At 73.4% G+C, this 15,149-nt stretch carries 17 protein-coding genes; 6 read left to right on the top strand and 11 right to left on the bottom strand.

The genetic code is table 11. The features are described from left to right. The first annotated feature begins 13 nt into the window (after positions 1-13). Positions 14-529, top strand: a complete 516-nt coding sequence (locus tag ACFPGP_RS09560) for a hypothetical protein (protein WP_378589565.1) — start codon at positions 14-16, stop codon at positions 527-529. 16 nt (positions 530-545) lie between these two features. Here the strand turns inward: ACFPGP_RS09560 and ACFPGP_RS09555 are convergent, their stop codons facing one another. Then, positions 546-2,234 (bottom strand): Mur ligase family protein, encoded by a 1,689-nt coding sequence (locus ACFPGP_RS09555; protein WP_378589563.1) that lies wholly within the window; start codon positions 2,232-2,234, stop codon positions 546-548. 32 nt (positions 2,235-2,266) lie between these two features. Here ACFPGP_RS09555 and ACFPGP_RS09550 point away from each other — a divergent pair, with 32 nt between their 5' ends. Further along, on the top strand, positions 2,267-2,743 hold the full coding sequence (locus ACFPGP_RS09550) for a putative molybdenum carrier protein (protein ID WP_378589561.1): 477 nt from the start codon (positions 2,267-2,269) through the stop codon (positions 2,741-2,743). 72 nt (positions 2,744-2,815) lie between these two features. Here the strand turns inward: ACFPGP_RS09550 and fabI are convergent, their stop codons facing one another. The 3 genes from fabI to ACFPGP_RS09535 all read right to left on the bottom strand — a co-directional run bounded on the left by fabI (position 2,816) and on the right by ACFPGP_RS09535 (position 4,597). Continuing rightward, positions 2,816-3,586: an enoyl-ACP reductase FabI gene (fabI, locus tag ACFPGP_RS09545; protein ID WP_378589560.1), complete on the bottom strand. Its 771-nt coding sequence runs from the start codon at positions 3,584-3,586 to the stop codon at positions 2,816-2,818. A 2-nt stretch (positions 3,587-3,588) separates the two neighbouring features. Beyond that, positions 3,589-4,323 (bottom strand): 3-oxoacyl-ACP reductase FabG, encoded by a 735-nt coding sequence (gene fabG, locus ACFPGP_RS09540; protein ID WP_378589558.1) that lies wholly within the window; start codon positions 4,321-4,323, stop codon positions 3,589-3,591. A gap of 61 nt (positions 4,324-4,384) precedes the next feature. Then, a complete protein-coding gene (locus tag ACFPGP_RS09535) occupies positions 4,385-4,597 on the bottom strand; it encodes a dodecin (protein WP_378589556.1) in 213 nt (70 codons plus the stop codon). A 76-nt stretch (positions 4,598-4,673) separates the two neighbouring features. Between ACFPGP_RS09535 and ACFPGP_RS09530 the strand changes: the two genes are divergently transcribed. Continuing rightward, complete coding sequence (locus ACFPGP_RS09530) at positions 4,674-4,994, top strand: DUF3099 domain-containing protein (RefSeq protein ID WP_378589554.1); 321 nt, start codon at positions 4,674-4,676, stop codon at positions 4,992-4,994. A 187-nt stretch (positions 4,995-5,181) separates the two neighbouring features. Continuing rightward, positions 5,182-5,400, top strand: coding sequence for a hypothetical protein (locus ACFPGP_RS09525; RefSeq protein WP_378589552.1), 219 nt, complete (start codon positions 5,182-5,184; stop codon positions 5,398-5,400). Positions 5,401-5,413: 13 nt separating this feature from the next. Here the strand turns inward: ACFPGP_RS09525 and moaA are convergent, their stop codons facing one another. Next, positions 5,414-6,415, bottom strand: coding sequence for a GTP 3',8-cyclase MoaA (moaA, locus tag ACFPGP_RS09520; RefSeq protein ID WP_378590110.1), 1,002 nt, complete (start codon positions 6,413-6,415; stop codon positions 5,414-5,416). A gap of 76 nt (positions 6,416-6,491) precedes the next feature. Between moaA and ACFPGP_RS09515 the strand changes: the two genes are divergently transcribed. After that, the gene (locus ACFPGP_RS09515; RefSeq protein WP_378589551.1) at positions 6,492-7,322 is read left to right on the top strand and encodes an SURF1 family cytochrome oxidase biogenesis protein; all 831 of its coding nucleotides are present in this window, start codon (positions 6,492-6,494) and stop codon (positions 7,320-7,322) included. Here the strand turns inward: ACFPGP_RS09515 and ACFPGP_RS09510 are convergent. The 4 genes from ACFPGP_RS09510 to ACFPGP_RS09495 all read right to left on the bottom strand — a co-directional run bounded on the left by ACFPGP_RS09510 (position 7,254) and on the right by ACFPGP_RS09495 (position 12,429). After that, entirely contained in the window at positions 7,254-8,009 is a 756-nt protein-coding gene (locus ACFPGP_RS09510) for an SDR family oxidoreductase (RefSeq protein WP_378589549.1), read from the bottom strand. The genes ACFPGP_RS09515 and ACFPGP_RS09510 overlap by 69 nt on opposite strands. A gap of 25 nt (positions 8,010-8,034) precedes the next feature. After that, complete coding sequence (locus tag ACFPGP_RS09505; protein ID WP_378589547.1) at positions 8,035-9,918, bottom strand: ABC transporter ATP-binding protein; 1,884 nt, start codon at positions 9,916-9,918, stop codon at positions 8,035-8,037. A 42-nt stretch (positions 9,919-9,960) separates the two neighbouring features. Further along, positions 9,961-10,755, bottom strand: a complete 795-nt coding sequence (locus tag ACFPGP_RS09500) for an enoyl-CoA hydratase/isomerase family protein (protein ID WP_378589545.1) — start codon at positions 10,753-10,755, stop codon at positions 9,961-9,963. A gap of 75 nt (positions 10,756-10,830) precedes the next feature. Beyond that, the gene (locus tag ACFPGP_RS09495) at positions 10,831-12,429 is read right to left on the bottom strand and encodes an ABC-F family ATP-binding cassette domain-containing protein (protein WP_378589543.1); all 1,599 of its coding nucleotides are present in this window, start codon (positions 12,427-12,429) and stop codon (positions 10,831-10,833) included. A 58-nt stretch (positions 12,430-12,487) separates the two neighbouring features. Here ACFPGP_RS09495 and ypfJ point away from each other — a divergent pair, with 58 nt between their 5' ends. Continuing rightward, complete coding sequence (gene ypfJ, locus ACFPGP_RS09490) at positions 12,488-13,441, top strand: KPN_02809 family neutral zinc metallopeptidase (protein WP_378589542.1); 954 nt, start codon at positions 12,488-12,490, stop codon at positions 13,439-13,441. A gap of 26 nt (positions 13,442-13,467) precedes the next feature. On the opposite strand, the gene ACFPGP_RS09485 is transcribed toward ypfJ, so the two are convergent. Next, positions 13,468-14,373, bottom strand: coding sequence for an aminoglycoside phosphotransferase family protein (locus tag ACFPGP_RS09485; protein ID WP_378589541.1), 906 nt, complete (start codon positions 14,371-14,373; stop codon positions 13,468-13,470). Positions 14,374-14,440: 67 nt separating this feature from the next. Continuing rightward, a complete protein-coding gene (locus ACFPGP_RS09480; protein WP_378589539.1) occupies positions 14,441-15,046 on the bottom strand; it encodes an acVLRF1 family peptidyl-tRNA hydrolase in 606 nt (201 codons plus the stop codon). Positions 15,047-15,149: the final 103 nt, after the last annotated feature.

The raw sequence follows: 15,149 nt of genomic DNA, 5'->3' as shown, positions 1-15,149 counted from the left end.
GTTACCGTCGGGCATGAGCTTCCGTCGCCGTGTCGTCTCCGTCCTCGTGCTGGTCCTCGTCGGGTCGGGAGGCTTCGTCGCCGCCCAGGCGCTCGCGCCCACCGTCGAGCAGCCCGGCCCGGTCGAGCGGGTCCACCGCTACTACGGCGCCGGTCCGAGCGCGGTCTACGACGGCGACTCCGGCGGGATCGGCCAGGTGTCGCCGCTGCAGTTCCAGGCACCGGGCGCCGCCTCCCGCGCCGGCGTGGTCGAGGCGTCGTTCTCCTACCGCACCCGGGGTCCGGGGCCGTTCGTCGTGTCGGTCCGCGTGGGCGAGGTCGGGGGCGAGAGGGTCACGGTCAAGCCGGGCGAGCTGCCGCTGGCCCGCGCCCCGCACGGTGGGTCGACCACGGTCCGCTTCCTGGCCCCGGAGCTCGTCGACGGCACCACCTACGAGGCCTACCTCGGGGTGAACTCGGTGTTCGCCGGCCCCCGCGCCACCAACGCCGTCCACACCCGCCACGTCGTGCTCACGGTCGACCTGCACTGAGCGCCGACCTGCCGACTCAGCCGCGCGCGGCCCGGACCTTGGCCGCCAGCACGTCCGGGCCGTCGGCGGTCGCGCCGTGCCCGGCGAGCCACTCGTAGACCTGCTGCCGCTCGGCGTGGCACATCAGGCCCACCACGTCGCCGGGCTCGGCCTGCTTGACCAGGCCGGCCAGGCCGTCGACCTCGGTGGGGAACGACTCGACGTCGGTCACGCCCACCCGCTCGGCCCCCGCCCGCAGGAGGCCGTCGAGCTCCTCGACCTCGCGCCCGCGCAGGTAGTGGGCCTTGTGGGCGATGGCCAGCACGTCGCTGTCGCGGGCGGCGATCTCGCCGAGCTTGGCGATCAGGTCGTCCTGGCGGTCGCCCACGGCGCCGACGGCGAGCAGCAGCCGGGCGCCGGGGCGACGTACGCCGTTCATGATCTCCAGCAGCGCCTCGAGCCCGGCCTCGTTGTGCGCGAGGTCGACGACGACGGAGACCTCGCCCAGGCTGAAGAAGTTCATGCGGCCGGGGTTGTGCTCCGGGTCGGGGAGGAAGGTGCGCAGGCCCTCGACGACGGCGGCGCGGGGCAGCCCCGCGGCGAGGCCGGCCGAGGCCGCGGCCAGGGTGTTCTCGACGTTGAAGCGGGACAGGCCGGCCAGGGTCATCGGGACGTCGACGAGCTCGACCAGCGGGTCGGGGTCGCCGTCGGGCGTCAGCACCGCGACCCAGCCGTCGATGACCGTCGTGGCGCGGCCGCCCGCGCTGAGCACCTCGCGGATCGCCGGCGCGTCCGGGTCGCGCGAGAACACCCACGGCTGCGCCTTGATGACGGTGCGCATCGCGTAGACCCGCGGGTCGTCGGCGTTGAGCACCGCCCAGCCGCCGCGGCGGGTGATGCGGGGGACGACCGACTTCACCTCGGCCAGCTGGTCGAGGGTGTCGATGCCGTGCAGCCCGAGGTGGTCGGCGGAGACGTTGGTGACCACCGAGACGTCGTTGCGGGTCAGGCCGATGCCCTTGAGCAGGATGCCGCCCCGGGCCGTCTCGGTGACCGCGAACTGCACCCCCTCGTGCGCGAGCACCCGGCCGGCGCCGCTCGGGCCGGAGAAGTCGCCCGCCTCGACCAGGTCACCGTCGACGTAGATGCCGTCGGTGTTCGACCAGCCCACGAGCTTGCCGGACGTCCGGGCGAGGTGGGCGATCATCCGGCTGGTCGTGGTCTTGCCGTTGGTGCCGGTGACGGCCACGACCGGCACCGACGGCGTCAGCGTCGTCGGCCGGTCGCCGGGCGGGCTCTGACGCACGCGCGCCGCTGCCTCCTCGACCGCGTCCTCGACGTCGGCGCTCGGCAGCGCGTCGAGGACGCCCGCGACCGCGCGCCCCATCTCCTGGGCACGCTCGCGGTGCGACCACGGGTAGGCGACGACCAGCACGTGCGGGTCGGACGTCGGCCGGACCCGCACGGCGAGGCGGGTGGTGCCCGACTCGGCGGCGACGGCACGGACCAGGCGGCCGACCGCGCGGGCGGCGAAGCGGGCGCGGAAGCCGGTGTCCGGGGCACCCGGACGGGCGTTGCGCAGGCCGATCCTCCGGGCCAGCCGGGCTGCGGTCTCGTCGGAGGCGGCGGCGAGGTGCGTGATGTCCAGGGTCAGCTTCACCGCTGCCCGCGGGAAGTAGAGGTTGGGCCCCTCGAGGACCCGGAGCTCGACGAGTGCGGAGGTCACCGGGGAACGGTACCGATGTCTAGCCTTGCCGCGTGAGCCTCCCCCATGTCGCCCGCATCGTCTCCGGCGGACAGACCGGCGCCGACCGCGCGGCCCTCGACTGGGCCCGGAACCGCGGCATCGACCGCGCAGGCTGGTGCCCGCGCGGCGGCCTCGCCGAGGACCACCCCGACCCACCCGGGGTGCTGGCCGAGCACCCGCTGCGCGAGACGCCGGACGCGTCGTACGAACAACGCACGGAGTGGAACGTGCGCGACAGCGACGCCACCCTCCTGCTCGTGCTCCCGGGCGCGCACCCGACCGGCGGCACCGCCCTCACCCTCGACCTGGCCCGGCAGCACAGCCGTCCTCACCTGCTCGCCGGCACCGACGAAGCACCCGCCGTCCGCGCCTGGCTGTCGAGCCTCCCCGACGGCTCGGTGCTCAACGTCGCCGGGCCGCGGGAGAGCACCGCCCCCGGCATCCACGCCGCCGTCCTGGCCCTCCTGGACGAGGTCGCCGACGGATAGTCCCCGACGAGTTGGCCCCCTTACTCGCCAGTACAGGGGCCAGCTCGTCGGGGACTGTCGAAGACTCGCTCGTCAGGCGCCCATCGCGTGGAAGCCGCCGTCGACGTGGACGATCTCGCCGGTGGTGGCGGGGAAGAAGTCGGACAGCAGCGCGCACACGGCCTTGGCGGTCGGGCCCTGGTCCTTCTCGTCCCAGCCGAGCGGAGCCCGGTCGCTCCACATCGACTCGAGCTCCTCGAAGCCCGGGATCGCCTTGGCGGCGAGGGTCTTCAGCGGGCCCGCGGAGACCAGGTTGACCCGGATCCCCTCCGGGCCGAGGTCGCGGGCGAGGTAGCGCGAGCACGACTCAAGGCCGGCCTTCGCCACGCCCATCCAGTCGTACGCCGGCCACGCGACCGTGGCGTCGAAGGTGAGGCCCACGACCGAGCCGCCGTCGGTCATCAGCGGCCGGCAGGCGTTGGTCAGCGACATCAGTGAGTAGGCAGAGACCTGGACCGCCTGGGCGACGTCGGGCCACGGGCCCTCGAGGAACTTGCCGCCGAGCAGCGTCTCGGGGTTGCCGTAGGCGATCGAGTGCACCACGCCGTCGAGGCCGTCGACGTGCTCGCGCACGGCGTCGGCGAGGCCGGCGAGGTGGTCGTCGTCGGTCACGTCGAGCTCGAGCACGGGCGGCTCGACCGGCAGCCGCTTGGCGATCCGTCGGGTGATGCCGAGCGCCCGGCCGAAGTTGGAGATCAGCACCGTCGCGCCCTGCTCCTGCGCCACCCGTGCCACGGCGAACCCGATCGAGCTGTCCATCGTGACCCCGGCGACCAGGATCCGCTTGCCGTCGAGAAGTCCCATGCTCAGTGCCCCATTCCCAGTCCACCGTCGACCGGGACGACCGCCCCGGTGACGTACGCCGCGCCGGGGCCGGTCAGCCACAGCACCGTCTGTGCCACCTCGTCGGCGGTGCCGTACCGCCCGAGCGGCACCTGCCCCTTGATCGCGTCCTTCTGCTCGTCGGTCAGCACGGCGGTCATGTCGGTCTCGATGAAGCCCGGCGCCACGACGTTCGCCGTGATCGAGCGGGAGCCAAGCTCACGGGCGATCGAGCGTGCCATGCCGACCAGCCCGGCCTTGGAGGCGGCGTAGTTGACCTGGCCGGCCGAGCCGAGCAGCCCGACGACAGAGGAGATGAAGACGATCCGCCCCCTGCGCAGCCGCAGCATCCCCTTGCTCGCCCGCTTGGCCAGCCGGAACGACCCCGTCAGGTTGGTGTCGATCACCGAGGCCCAGTCGTCGTCCGACATCCGCAGCAACAGGGTGTCGGCGGTGATGCCGGCGTTGGCCACCAGCACCTCGACCGGCCCGTGCGCCTCCTCCACCTGGGCGAACGCCGCCTCGACGGCGGCGGGGTCGGTGATGTCGCAGCGCACGTCGAGCGCCCCCTCGGGGGCGCCTCCGCTCCGCGTCGTCACCGCCACCCGGTCACCCTGGGCGAGGAAGGCCTCGGCGATGGCGCGGCCGATGCCGCGGTTGCCGCCGGTGACCAGGACCGATCGGGGCTCGCTCCGGGGCGAGTTCTGGGGGTCGCTCACGTCACGTGACGCTAGCGACTACCCGGCAGTAGCCGAAACCGGGCGGCGCGCCCCGGGCCGTTCAGTCGTCCTCGAGGCGGAAGCCGACCTTCATGCCGACCTGGAAGTGCTCGACCTCGCCGTCCTTGACCTGCCCCCGGACCTGGGTGACCTCGAACCAGTCGAGGTGGCGCAGCGTCCGGCCGGCCCGCTCGATGCCGTTGCGCACGGCCTGGTCGATGCCGTCGGGCGAGGTCCCGACGATCTCGGTCACGCGGTAGGTGCGGTTGGACATGGGGCCTCCCGGCCGCCGGGGCGGGGCCCTTGCCGCCGCGCTGGAGCCCCTAGGCTAGCGACGTACAGTGGGGCGCATGGTGTGGCAACGGGGTCAGGCGGACGAACCGGTCCGCATCACCACCGCGGCCACCAGCCCGCAGGCCGACATCTCGGCCCGCCAGCGCCGCTACGTGATCTCGATGACCATCCGCACCCTGTGCTTCGTGGGCGCGGTCGTGGTGGGTGCCGGGTGGCTGCGCTGGGTCCTCGTGGCCGGCGCCGTCCTGCTGCCGTACGTCGCCGTGGTCATGGCCAACGCCGTCGGAACGAAATCCGACGAACTGGACCTCCGGGACGCCGATTTCCGTCGTGGTGAGCTCGGAACGCCCCGGGAAAACGGTTCGACAACTCGCTGAACGGATCTTTTGCTTCCCGCGTCCTCGTGCAAGAATCGCGGTCGCCGGCTGGGTCTCCCCCGTCTCAGCCCGGCACCGGTGCCGGACGACTCCCCCCGTGGTCGTCCGGCACCGCCCGTCTCAGCCCGTTTCGGGCCGTCCGGGGCCCGCCATGCAGTACCCGGAGCCGGGTGGCACGATGCGGTCCGTGAGCGACGACGTGCCGGCCAGGCCCACCTGCTCGGCGAAGGGCTGCACCGCGCCCGCGACGTGGGGCCTGCGCTGGAACAACCCCAAGCTGCACACGCCCGAGCGACGCAAGACCTGGCTGGCTTGCGAGGAGCACCGCGAGAGCCTCGGTGACTTCCTCGGCGCGCGCGGCTTCCTGCGCGAGGTGGTGCCGGCCGACGAGCTCCCCGCCGACTGAGGCCGGGCCGGCGTCAGCCGCCGATGGCGGACATCGGGCGGTCGGGCTGGAGGAACGTCGGGTCGTCGATGCCGTGCCCGGCGCGCTTGCCGCGCATCGCGACCACCCAGCGGGCGGCGATGTCGGCGTCGGAGGCCCCCGCCCGCAGCGCCGTACGGAGGTCGGACTCCTCGCGGGCGAAGAGGCAGTTGCGGACCTGGCCGTCGGCGGTGAGCCGCACGCGGTCGCAGTCGCCGCAGAACGGGCGGGTCACCGAGGCGATCACGCCGACCTTCGCCGGGCCGCCGTCGACGAGGAACAACTCGGCCGGGTCGGAGCCGCGGGGCTCGTGCGCCGGCGCCAGGTCGAACTCGGCGTCGAGGTGGACGAAGATCTCGTCGGCGGTGACCATCGCCTCGCGGCTCCAGCCGTGCTGGGCGTCGAGCGGCATCTGCTCGATGAACCGCAGGTCGTAGCCGTGGCCGATCGCCCAGCGGAGGAGCTCGGGCGCCTGGTCGTCGTTGACGCCGCGCAGCAGCACGGCGTTGACCTTCACCGGCTGCAGCCCCGCCTCGTGGGCGGCGGCGAGGCCCGCGACGACGTCGTCGAGCCGGTCGCGGCGGGTGATCTGCTCGAACGTCTCGCGTCGCACCGAGTCGAGGCTGACGTTGACGCGGTCGAGGCCGGCGTCCTTGAGGGCCTGCGCCGTGCGAGCGAGGCCGAGGGCGTTGGTGGTCAGCGAGATCTCGACGTCGGGGTCCAGCGCACGCGTGCGCGCGACGATGTCGACCAGCCCGCGACGGACCAGCGGCTCGCCCCCGGTGAAGCGGACGTCGCGGACGCCGAGGCGCTGGACGCCGATCGTGATCAGGCGGACGACCTCGTCGTCGGTGAGCACGTCGTCGGTCGGCAGCCAGTCGAGACCCTCGGCCGGCATGCAGTAGGAGCAGCGCAGGTTGCAGCGGTCGGTGAGTGACACCCGGAGGTCGGTCGCCACCCGGCCGTAGCGGTCGCGGAGCTCGTGGGTGGTCACCAGCACACCCTACTGGTCGCTCCCCACGAACCCGAGCCGTCGGCGGGCGGCGTGGGGGCCACCAGTAGCCTCGCCCCCTGTGGGCGGCGGGCGTTCGGTGCGGTTCCTGGCGACGCGGAGGTGGATCCTCTTCGCGATCGTCGTCGCGCTGCTCGCCTGGCTCGCGTGGTGGCTCGGCGAGTGGCAGTTCGGCCGCCTCGAGGACCGCAAGGCGAGCAACGCGATCGTCGAGCGCAACGAGAACGCCCCCGTCGTCCCGGTCGACCAGGTGCTGGCGCCCGGGCGCGAGGTCGACGAGGACGACGAGTGGCGGGTCGTGCAGGCGACCGGGACCTACGACGTCGAGGACACCGTCGTCGTGCGCTACCGGACCCGGGACGGCGCCTCGGGCGTCGACGCGGTCGTGCCGCTGGTGACCGAGGACGGGACGGCGGTGCTGGTCGACCGGGGCTGGGTCGCCACCGGCAACACCGCGGCGGACCCCGCCGACGTGCCGGATCCACCGGCCGGCGAGGTGACCGTGACCGGCTGGGTGCGCGTGGACGCGACCGGCGACAGCACCGAGGTCACCGACCGCTCCACCCGGGCGATCTCGAGCGAGGCCATCGGGGCCGCGCTCGACCGCGAGGTGTACGGCGGGTTCCTCGACCTCCGCTCGGAGGACCCGGAGCCCGAGCAACCCCTGGAGCCGGCCGAGCTGCCGGAGCTGAACAACGGACCGCACTTCTTCTACGGCCTGCAGTGGTGGTTCTTCGGGGTGCTGGCGGTCTTCGGCTTCTGCTACCTCGCCTACGACGAGTGGCGCAAGCAGCGGGGCGGCGTCGATGGGTCAGGGGGAGCCTCAGAGGGCGCGGAGCATCCCGCCGTCGACGGGGACCATCGCCCCGCTGACGAACGACGCGGCGGGTGAGAGCAGGAACGCCGCCACCCGCCCGAACTCCTCGGGCTCGCCGTACCGCCCCAGCGGGATGCCCGCGATCGCGGCCGCGCGCGACGCCTCCGCGTCGCCGGTCGAGGCGTCGAGCTCGGCCACCCGCTCGGTGCCGATGCGTCCCGGCATCAGGCCGTTGACCCGGACCCCGGCGGGGCCGAGCTCGTCGGCGAGGGTCTTGGCGACCATGGCCAGCCCGGGACGCAACCCGTTGGAGATCGCGAGCCGCGCCAGCGGGGCGCGCACGCTCGAGGACAGGACGTAGGCCAGCGCGCCGCCGCGGGGCAGGGCCGCCCCGAGGTCGCGGCCGAGCCGGACCGCGCCGAGGAACACCGCGTCGAACGACGCACGCCACGCGCGGTCGGAGGTCTCGGACACGGTGCCGGGGGGCGGTCCGCCGACGCTGATCAGCGCGCCGTCGAAGCGGCCCCAGGTGTCCTGCGCGGCCCGGAGCAGCCGGGCCGGGGTGTCGGGGTCGGCGTTGTCGGCGACCAGCCCCACGGCGGCGTCGCCGAGCGCCTGCTCGGCAGCGGTCAGCGACTCGCTGTGCCGGCCGGAGAGCACCACCCGGGCCCCCTCGGCGACCAGCACCTCCGCGGTGGCCCGGCCGAGCCCGCGGGCCCCTCCGGTGACGACGAAGACGCGGTCGCGCAGCTCGAGGTCCATGGACCCGACCCTAGGGGGCCGGGCCTCACGCAGGAGCGGTCGTGGCGTCCTCGACGAACTGGGTGCGGTAGAGGTCGGCGTAGAGCCCGCCCTGGGCCAGCAGCTCGGCGTGGGTGCCGGACTGCACGATGCGTCCCTCGTCGAGCACCAGGATCTCGTCGGCGTTGCGCACGGTCGACAGCCGGTGCGCGATGACCAGCGACGTACGGCCCTCCAGGGCGGCGTCGAGCGCGCGCTGCACGGCGGCCTCGGACTCGCTGTCGAGGTGGGCGGTCGCCTCGTCGAGCACGACGATCGCCGGAGCCTTGAGCAGCAGCCGGGCGATGGCGAGCCGCTGCCGTTCGCCGCCCGAGAGCCGGTAGCCGCGGTCGCCGACGACGGTGTCGAGGCCGTCGGGCAGGCTGCGGACGAGCCGGGCGATCTGGCCGGCCTCGAGGGCCTCCCAGATCTGCTCGTCGCTCGCGTCGGGGCGTGCGTAGAGCAGGTTGGCCCGGATCGTCTCGTGGAACATGTGGGCGTCCTGGGTGACGTACCCGACGGTGTCCTCGAGCGACTGCAGCGTCACGCCGCGCACGTCGCGCCCGCCGATCCGGACGGCGCCGGCGGTCGGGTCGTAGAGCCGGGCGACGAGGTGCGTCGTGGTGGTCTTCCCGGCGCCGGAGGGGCCCACCAGGGCCACCATCTGCCCGGGCTCAGCGGTGAACGTGATGTCGCGCAGCACCTCGCCGGACTCGCGCGACTCCTTGCGCGCGATCGCCTCGAGCGAGGCGAGGCTGATGTCCTCGGCCTTGGGGTAGGTGAAGTCGACGTGGTCGAAGGCCAGGCTGGCGGCCCCCGGCGGGAGCGGCACGGCGTCGTCGGCCTCCTGCACCATCGAGGGCAGGTCGAGCACCTCGAAGACCCGCTCGAAGCTCACGAGGGCGGTCATCACGTCGATGCGCACGTTGGAGAGGCTCTGCAGCGGCCCGAGCAGCCGGAGCAGCAGGGTGGCCAGCGCGGTCAGCGTGCCGATGGTGAGGGCTCCGGAGACCGCCAGGTGCCCGCCGACGCCGTAGACCAGGGCGGTCGCGATCGCCGGGATGAGCAGCATCACCGCCACGAAGACCCGGGTGATCAGCGAGATCCGCACCCCCAGGTCGCGCACGCGTGCGGCTTTGGTGGCGAACAGGGCGTCCTCGGTCTCGCGGTGCCCGAACAGCTTGAGCAGCATCGCGCCACCGACGTTGAACCGCTCGGTCATCACGTTGCCCATGTCGGCGTTGCCGTCCATCTGCTCGTGCGTGAGCCCGGCGATCCGCTTGCTGACCCAGCGCGAGGTGAGGAGCAGGACCGGGAACAGGGCCAGGCAGAGCAGGGTGATCTGCCAGCTGAGGGCGAACATCGTGATGCCCACGACGACCACCGAGATCGAGCTGGCCACCACGGTCGAGAGCGTGGAGGTGAAGGCGCGCTGGGCGCCGATCACGTCGTTGTTGAGCCGCGAGACCAGGGCACCGGTCTGGGTGCGGGTGAAGAACGCCAGCGACTGCCGCTGGACGTGCGCGAAGACCTGGGTGCGGAGGTCGAAGATCAAGCCCTCGCCGATCCGCGACGAGAGGTAGCCGCTCACGACGGACAGGACTGCCCCCAGCACCGCGACGACCACCATCAGGGCGGCGATCACGGTGATCAGCTGGCCGTTGTCCTTCTGGATGCCGTCGTCGATCAGGCGCTGGACCAGCAGCGGGTTGACGACCACCAGGCAGGAGTCGACGACGGTCACCAGCAGGAACCAGGTGATGAGGGCCCTGTGCGGCCCCGCGAAGCCCAGCACGCGCCGCACGGTGCCCTTCTCGACGCGGTTGGCCACGGCGTCCCGGTCGGTGCGCATGTGGCGCCACGCCGGTCCCATCCCCGATCCGAGCGACACGCGGTCTCCTTCTCGTCGCCGGGCTCCCCCGGTCCCTCAGTCCTACCCGGCGCCGAGCAGCGCCGCCAGCTCGCGGAAGCGCCCGACCTGCGCCTCTCGCTCCAGGCGGCGCTGGGTGTCGAGGTCGTGGGCTGCTGCTCCCTGCAGCAGGGCCTTGGTGCCCCGCGCCGCACCCGGCATCGGCGCGGTCAGCGCCGCGACGAGGTCGCCCACGGTGGCGTCGAGCTCGGTGGCCGGTACGGCGGCGGTCGCCAGGCCGATGTCGACGGCCTCGCGGGCGCCCACCATGCGCGCGGTCACGCAGATCTCCAGTGCCCTGGCGTAGCCAACGCTCTCCACCAGCGGTTTTGTTCCCGTGAGGTCGGGGACCAGCCCGAGGGCAGACTCCTTCATCGCAAACTGGGCGTCGTCGCTCAGCACCCTCAGGTCGCAGGAGAGGGCCAGCTGGAAGCCGGCGCCGATGGCGTAGCCCTGGACCACGGCGATGCTGATGAAGCGGGGGTCGCGGAGGAAGGTGAAGCCCTGCTGGTAGTCGTCGATGGTCGCCGACACCTCGTCGTCGGACAGCGCCAGCAGGCCGGCCACCGACTCGGTGCCGTCGCCAGCGCTGGCCGGGTCGAGCATCGCGCGGTCGAGGCCCGCCGAGAAGCTGTGCCCGCTCCCCCGCACCAGCACCACGCGCACGTCGCCGGGGATCTCCCGGCCCAGCGCCGCCAGGGCCCGCCACATCCGCGGCGTCTGCGCGTTGCGCACCTCCGGCCGGTGGAGGGTGATCGTGGCGACGGCGCCGTCGACGGCGTACAGCAGGCCGGCCTCGGCCAGCTCCTCGGGGCTCATGGGGCGCAGTCTAGGAGCGCGCTCCCCCACCCCGGTGGGGCAGACCAGTGTGGCGGCGCGGAGGTCGCCGCGCTGTCAGGCGAGGGAGACCAGGTCGGCGTAGTCGGGGTTCCAGAGGTCCTCGACGCCGTCGGGCAGGATCAGCACCCGGTCGGGCTCGAGGGCGTGGACGGCGCCCTCGTCGTGGGTGACCAGCACGATCGCGCCCTCGTAGGTGCGGATCGCCGCCAGCACCTCCTCGCGGGAGGCGGGGTCGAGGTTGTTGGTGGGCTCGTCGAGGAGCAGCACGTTCGCGCTGGACACGACGAGGATGGCGAGGGCGAGCCGGGTCTTCTCGCCACCGGAGAGGACGCCCGCGGGCTTGTACGCGTCGTCGCCGGAGAAGAGGAACGAGCCGAGCACGGAGCGGGCCTCGGTGTCGGTGAGCTGGGGCGCCGCTGAGTGGAGGTTCTCGAGCACCGTGCGGCTGGTGTCGAGCGTCTCGTGCTCCTGGGCGTAGTAGCCGAGCTTGAGGCCGTGACCGGGCGTGACCACGCCGGTGTCGGGGCGGTCGACGCCGCCGAGGATGCGCAGCAGGGTGGTCTTGCCGGCGCCGTTGAGGCCGAGCACCACGACCCGGGAGCCCTTGTCGATGGCCAGGTCGACGTCGGTGAAGACCTCGAGCGATCCGTAGGACTTCGAGAGCTCCGCGGCGGTCAGCGGCGTCTTCCCGCAGGGTGCGGGCTTCGGGAAGGCGATCCGGGCCACGCGGTCGGACTGCCGCTCGGCCTCGACCCCGGCCATCAGCTTCTCGGCGCGCTTGAGCATCGACTGCGCGGCCTGGGCCTTGGTGGCCTTGGCCCGCATCTTGTTGGCCTGGTCGGTGAGCGTCTTGGCCTTGTTCTCCGCGTTGACCCGCTCGCGCTTGCGCCGCTTCTCGTCGGTCTCGCGCTGCTGGAGGTAGGCCTTCCAGCCCATGTTGTAGACGTCGATCTCGGCCCGGTTGGCGTCGAGGTGGAGCACCTTGTTCACGGTGGTCTCGAGCAGCGCGGTGTCGTGGCTGATCACGACCAGCCCGCCCTTGAACGCCGCGAGGAAGTCGCGCAGCCAGATCACCGAGTCGGCGTCGAGGTGGTTGGTCGGCTCGTCGAGGAGCAGGGTCTCGGCGTCGGAGAAGAGGATCCGGGCGAGCTCGACGCGGCGTCGCTGGCCGCCCGAGAGCGTGCGCAGCGGCTGGCCGAGCACGCGGTCCTCGATGCCGAGGCTGCTCGCGATCTGGGCGGCCTCCGACTCCGCGGCGTACCCGCCGCCGGCGTGCAGCTCGGCGTCGGCGCGCGAGTAGCGGCGCATCGCCCGCTCGCGCTCGTCCGCGTCGTCGCTGCCCATCTGCTGCTCGGACTCGCGCAGGCGGCGTACGACGTCGTCGAGGCCGCGCGCGGAGAGGATCCGGTCACGGGCCAGGGTCTCCGGGTCGCCGGAGCGGGGATCCTGCGGCAGGTAGCCCACCGACCCGGTGGCCGAGACCTTGCCGGCAGCCGGAAGGCCCTCGCCGGCCAGGATGCGGGTGAGGGTGGTCTTGCCCGCGCCGTTGCGCCCGACCAGGCCGACCTTGTCGCCGGGAGCGACCCGGAAGCTGACGTCGGCCATGAGGAGGCGGGCACCGACGCGGACCTCCAGGTGCTGCGCGGTGATCATGAGGCTGGCTAGTCTAGGCGGCCACCCGGGCGCCTGACCGCGGGGGAAGGGACTCCCGATGCGCTTCAACCCCAAGGCCCGGCTCGACACCAGCCGCGTGTCCGACCGCGGCCGTGGCGGCGGCGGTGGAGGCGGCTTCGGCGGCGGGGGCATGCAGATCCCGATCCCGACCGGCACCAAGGCCGGCGGCGGCATCGGGGCGGTGATCGTGGTGATCCTGCTGATCGTGCTGACCCAGTGCGTGGGCGACAGCACCGGCGGCTTCACCCTGCCCGACGACAGCCTCGACGCGAGCCGGGTCTCCAGCGACGACACCGGCCGCTACGACAGCTGCCGGACCGGTGAGGACGCCAACAACGACCCCGACTGCGCCCGGGTCGCGGTCGAGAACTCGCTGACCAGCTACTGGTCGCAGGCCCTGCGGCAGCAGGGCGAGTCCTTCCACCCCGAGCAGCAGCTGGTGACCTTCACCGGCTCCGTGTCGACCGCGTGCGGCGCGGCCACGGCGGACGTCGGCCCGTTCTACTGCCCGGCCGACGAGGTGATCTACCTCGACACGACATTCTTCCCCGAGGTGCTGCAGCAGGGCCTCGGCGGCCCGAGCGGCGACTTCGTCGAGCCCTACGTCCTCGCGCACGAGTACGGCCACCACATCCAGAACCTCCTCGGCACGATGGGTCGGGTCCGCACCCAGCAGGGGCCCACGAGCGACGCCGTACGCCTCGAGCTGCAGGCCGACTGCTACGCCGGGATCTGGGCGGGCAAGGCGACCACGACCACCGACGAGCTCGGGGAACCGCTGCTGGTCGACATCACCGAGGACGACATGGCCCAGGCGGTCGCCGCGGCGAAGTCGGTCGGCGACGACCGGATCCAGCAGCAGTCGGGTCAGCAGGTGAACCCCGAGGGCTGGACCCACGGCTCGGCCGAGCAGCGCCAGCGGTGGTTCCTCACCGGGGTGCAGCAGGGCACGCTCGAGGCCTGCGACACGTTCTCCGCCAGCCAGCTGTAGGGCACGCCCGGGGCACAGCCCCGGCGTCAGGCGAGCAGCGCCTCGATCTGCGGGGACTGGCGCTGCAGCGCTCGGAGGTACGGCGCGACCGCGGGGTGGCGGTACTTCGCGGCGAGGGCGCCCTCGCCGTCGGCGACCCGGGCCAGCGCCCAGTCGGCGCGCGTGAGCACGGTGAACACCGCGGTCACCCGGGCGCCCAGCGTCGCCTGCTCGGCCGTCGCGAGCCCGGTCGGCAGCCCCATCAGGTAGGCGTCGAGCAGCGGCTCGAACGACTCGCGCGAGGACAGCATGAAGTAGCCGAGGTCCGCACCCACCGGCCCGTGGCCGAGCATGCCCCAGTCGATCGCGATCACGTGGTCGCCCTCGCGGCCGGGGAGGTTGGCGGGCACCGGGTCACCGTGCTGCGGCACCTGCGGCAGCGCGTCGAGCTCGTCGAGCAGCCGCTCGCGGCGCTGCCACAGGTGCTCGGCGACGTCGGAGACGGTGGTGCGGGCGAGCGTGGTCCAGCCGCCGCGACGCTCGACCCGCTCGATCCTTGCCCGCAGCTGGTCGCGGGCCAGCCAGGGTGCGTCGCCGAGGTCGGAGGAGGCGAACCGGCCCATCGCGTGCGCCGCCAGCAGGCCGCTCACCGCACCGTCCTCGACCCAGTCCTGGGTGAGGGTGATCCCCTCGAGGTCCTCCTCGACGACGGCGTCGAGGGGCGACCGCAGGCCGGGGGTCAGAGTCACGATGCCCGAGCGCGCGACCTCGGCCGCGCGCCGCCAGTAGGCGAAGTGTCGCGGGTCGCTGAGCTCGACCGGGTCGTGCTCGGCCGGGGCCACGAACCGCTTCACGACCACCGGTCGGTCGTCGAGCACGGTGCGCCAGATGCCGGCGGTGGACGTGCCGGTACCGCCGGGTACCAGGAGCCACCCGGGTTGGGGCTGCCACATGGGCACATCCTGACAGAGCACCGCCCCGGATACCGGTAACCGACGCCCGTGTGCGCCACGGGTCGCCTCAGGCGTTGACCACGTCGACCCGCACCGCGCCCGCGTCGAGCACCGCCTGGTCGAGGACGGCGCGGCGCGGGTCGGGCACCGCCAGCCACGGCTCGTGCACGACGAGCCCGGCCAGGCGGCGGTCCGCGAGCACCTCCTCGACGGCCGCGTGGTCGCCGCCGGTGACCACCGGCAGGCCGGCCCGCTCCCCGAGGATCCGCGCGGCGTGGTCGGCCGCGGCCTCGTAGGCCTGCCGGGCCTGGTTGTCGCGGCGCCGCGCGAAGCGCTGCTGGCTCTGCCCGCCCGCCTTGGTGCGGCCCTGCACGTGGCGCTGCCCGATCTTGTGCTCGACCAGGGTCGCGCCGCGGAGCCGGGCCACGGCGAAGCCGCCCTTGCGCACGAGCAGCACGCCCCACTCCTCCGGCCGCGTCACCGCCGCTGCGAACGCGGCAGGCTCCGGCAGCCCGTCGTACGCCGCGCCGAACGGCAGGTGGGCCTCGAACGTGGACCCATCGGCGGCCGCGCCGGTGAGCGCCCCGTCGGCGACGGCCAGACCGGTCTCGCCGTGGCGCCCGCAGAAGTTGGTGACCCAGCGCTCGATCCGCTCCCCCGGCACCAGCACCATGCCGCCACCGTACCGAGCGCCCTCACGCTGACCCGCCGTTAGCCTCGATGTTTCGTCTGGCTGCCGGTTGAGGTGTTGAGTACGACGTTGGGGTGGCGGTTGG

Source organism: Nocardioides taihuensis, assembly GCF_042657275.1.
GTDB classification, from domain to species: domain Bacteria; phylum Actinomycetota; class Actinomycetes; order Propionibacteriales; family Nocardioidaceae; genus Nocardioides; species Nocardioides taihuensis.
This window is presented reverse-complemented; position numbering and strand designations above follow the sequence as displayed.

Coding starts and splice junctions, on each gene's coding strand:
- ypfJ (WP_378589542.1), top strand. CDS start 12,488: ATGCGCTTCAACCCCAAGGCCCGGCTCGACACCAGCCGCGTGTCCGAC.
- ACFPGP_RS09535 (WP_378589556.1), bottom strand. CDS start 4,597: ATGTCCAACCGCACCTACCGCGTGACCGAGATCGTCGGGACCTCGCCC.
- ACFPGP_RS09495 (WP_378589543.1), bottom strand. CDS start 12,429: ATGATCACCGCGCAGCACCTGGAGGTCCGCGTCGGTGCCCGCCTCCTC.
- ACFPGP_RS09480 (WP_378589539.1), bottom strand. CDS start 15,046: ATGGTGCTGGTGCCGGGGGAGCGGATCGAGCGCTGGGTCACCAACTTC.
- ACFPGP_RS09510 (WP_378589549.1), bottom strand. CDS start 8,009: ATGGACCTCGAGCTGCGCGACCGCGTCTTCGTCGTCACCGGAGGGGCC.
- fabI (WP_378589560.1), bottom strand. CDS start 3,586: ATGGGACTTCTCGACGGCAAGCGGATCCTGGTCGCCGGGGTCACGATG.
- ACFPGP_RS09530 (WP_378589554.1), top strand. CDS start 4,674: ATGGTGTGGCAACGGGGTCAGGCGGACGAACCGGTCCGCATCACCACC.
- ACFPGP_RS09485 (WP_378589541.1), bottom strand. CDS start 14,373: ATGTGGCAGCCCCAACCCGGGTGGCTCCTGGTACCCGGCGGTACCGGC.
- ACFPGP_RS09560 (WP_378589565.1), top strand. CDS start 14: ATGAGCTTCCGTCGCCGTGTCGTCTCCGTCCTCGTGCTGGTCCTCGTC.
- ACFPGP_RS09500 (WP_378589545.1), bottom strand. CDS start 10,755: ATGAGCCCCGAGGAGCTGGCCGAGGCCGGCCTGCTGTACGCCGTCGAC.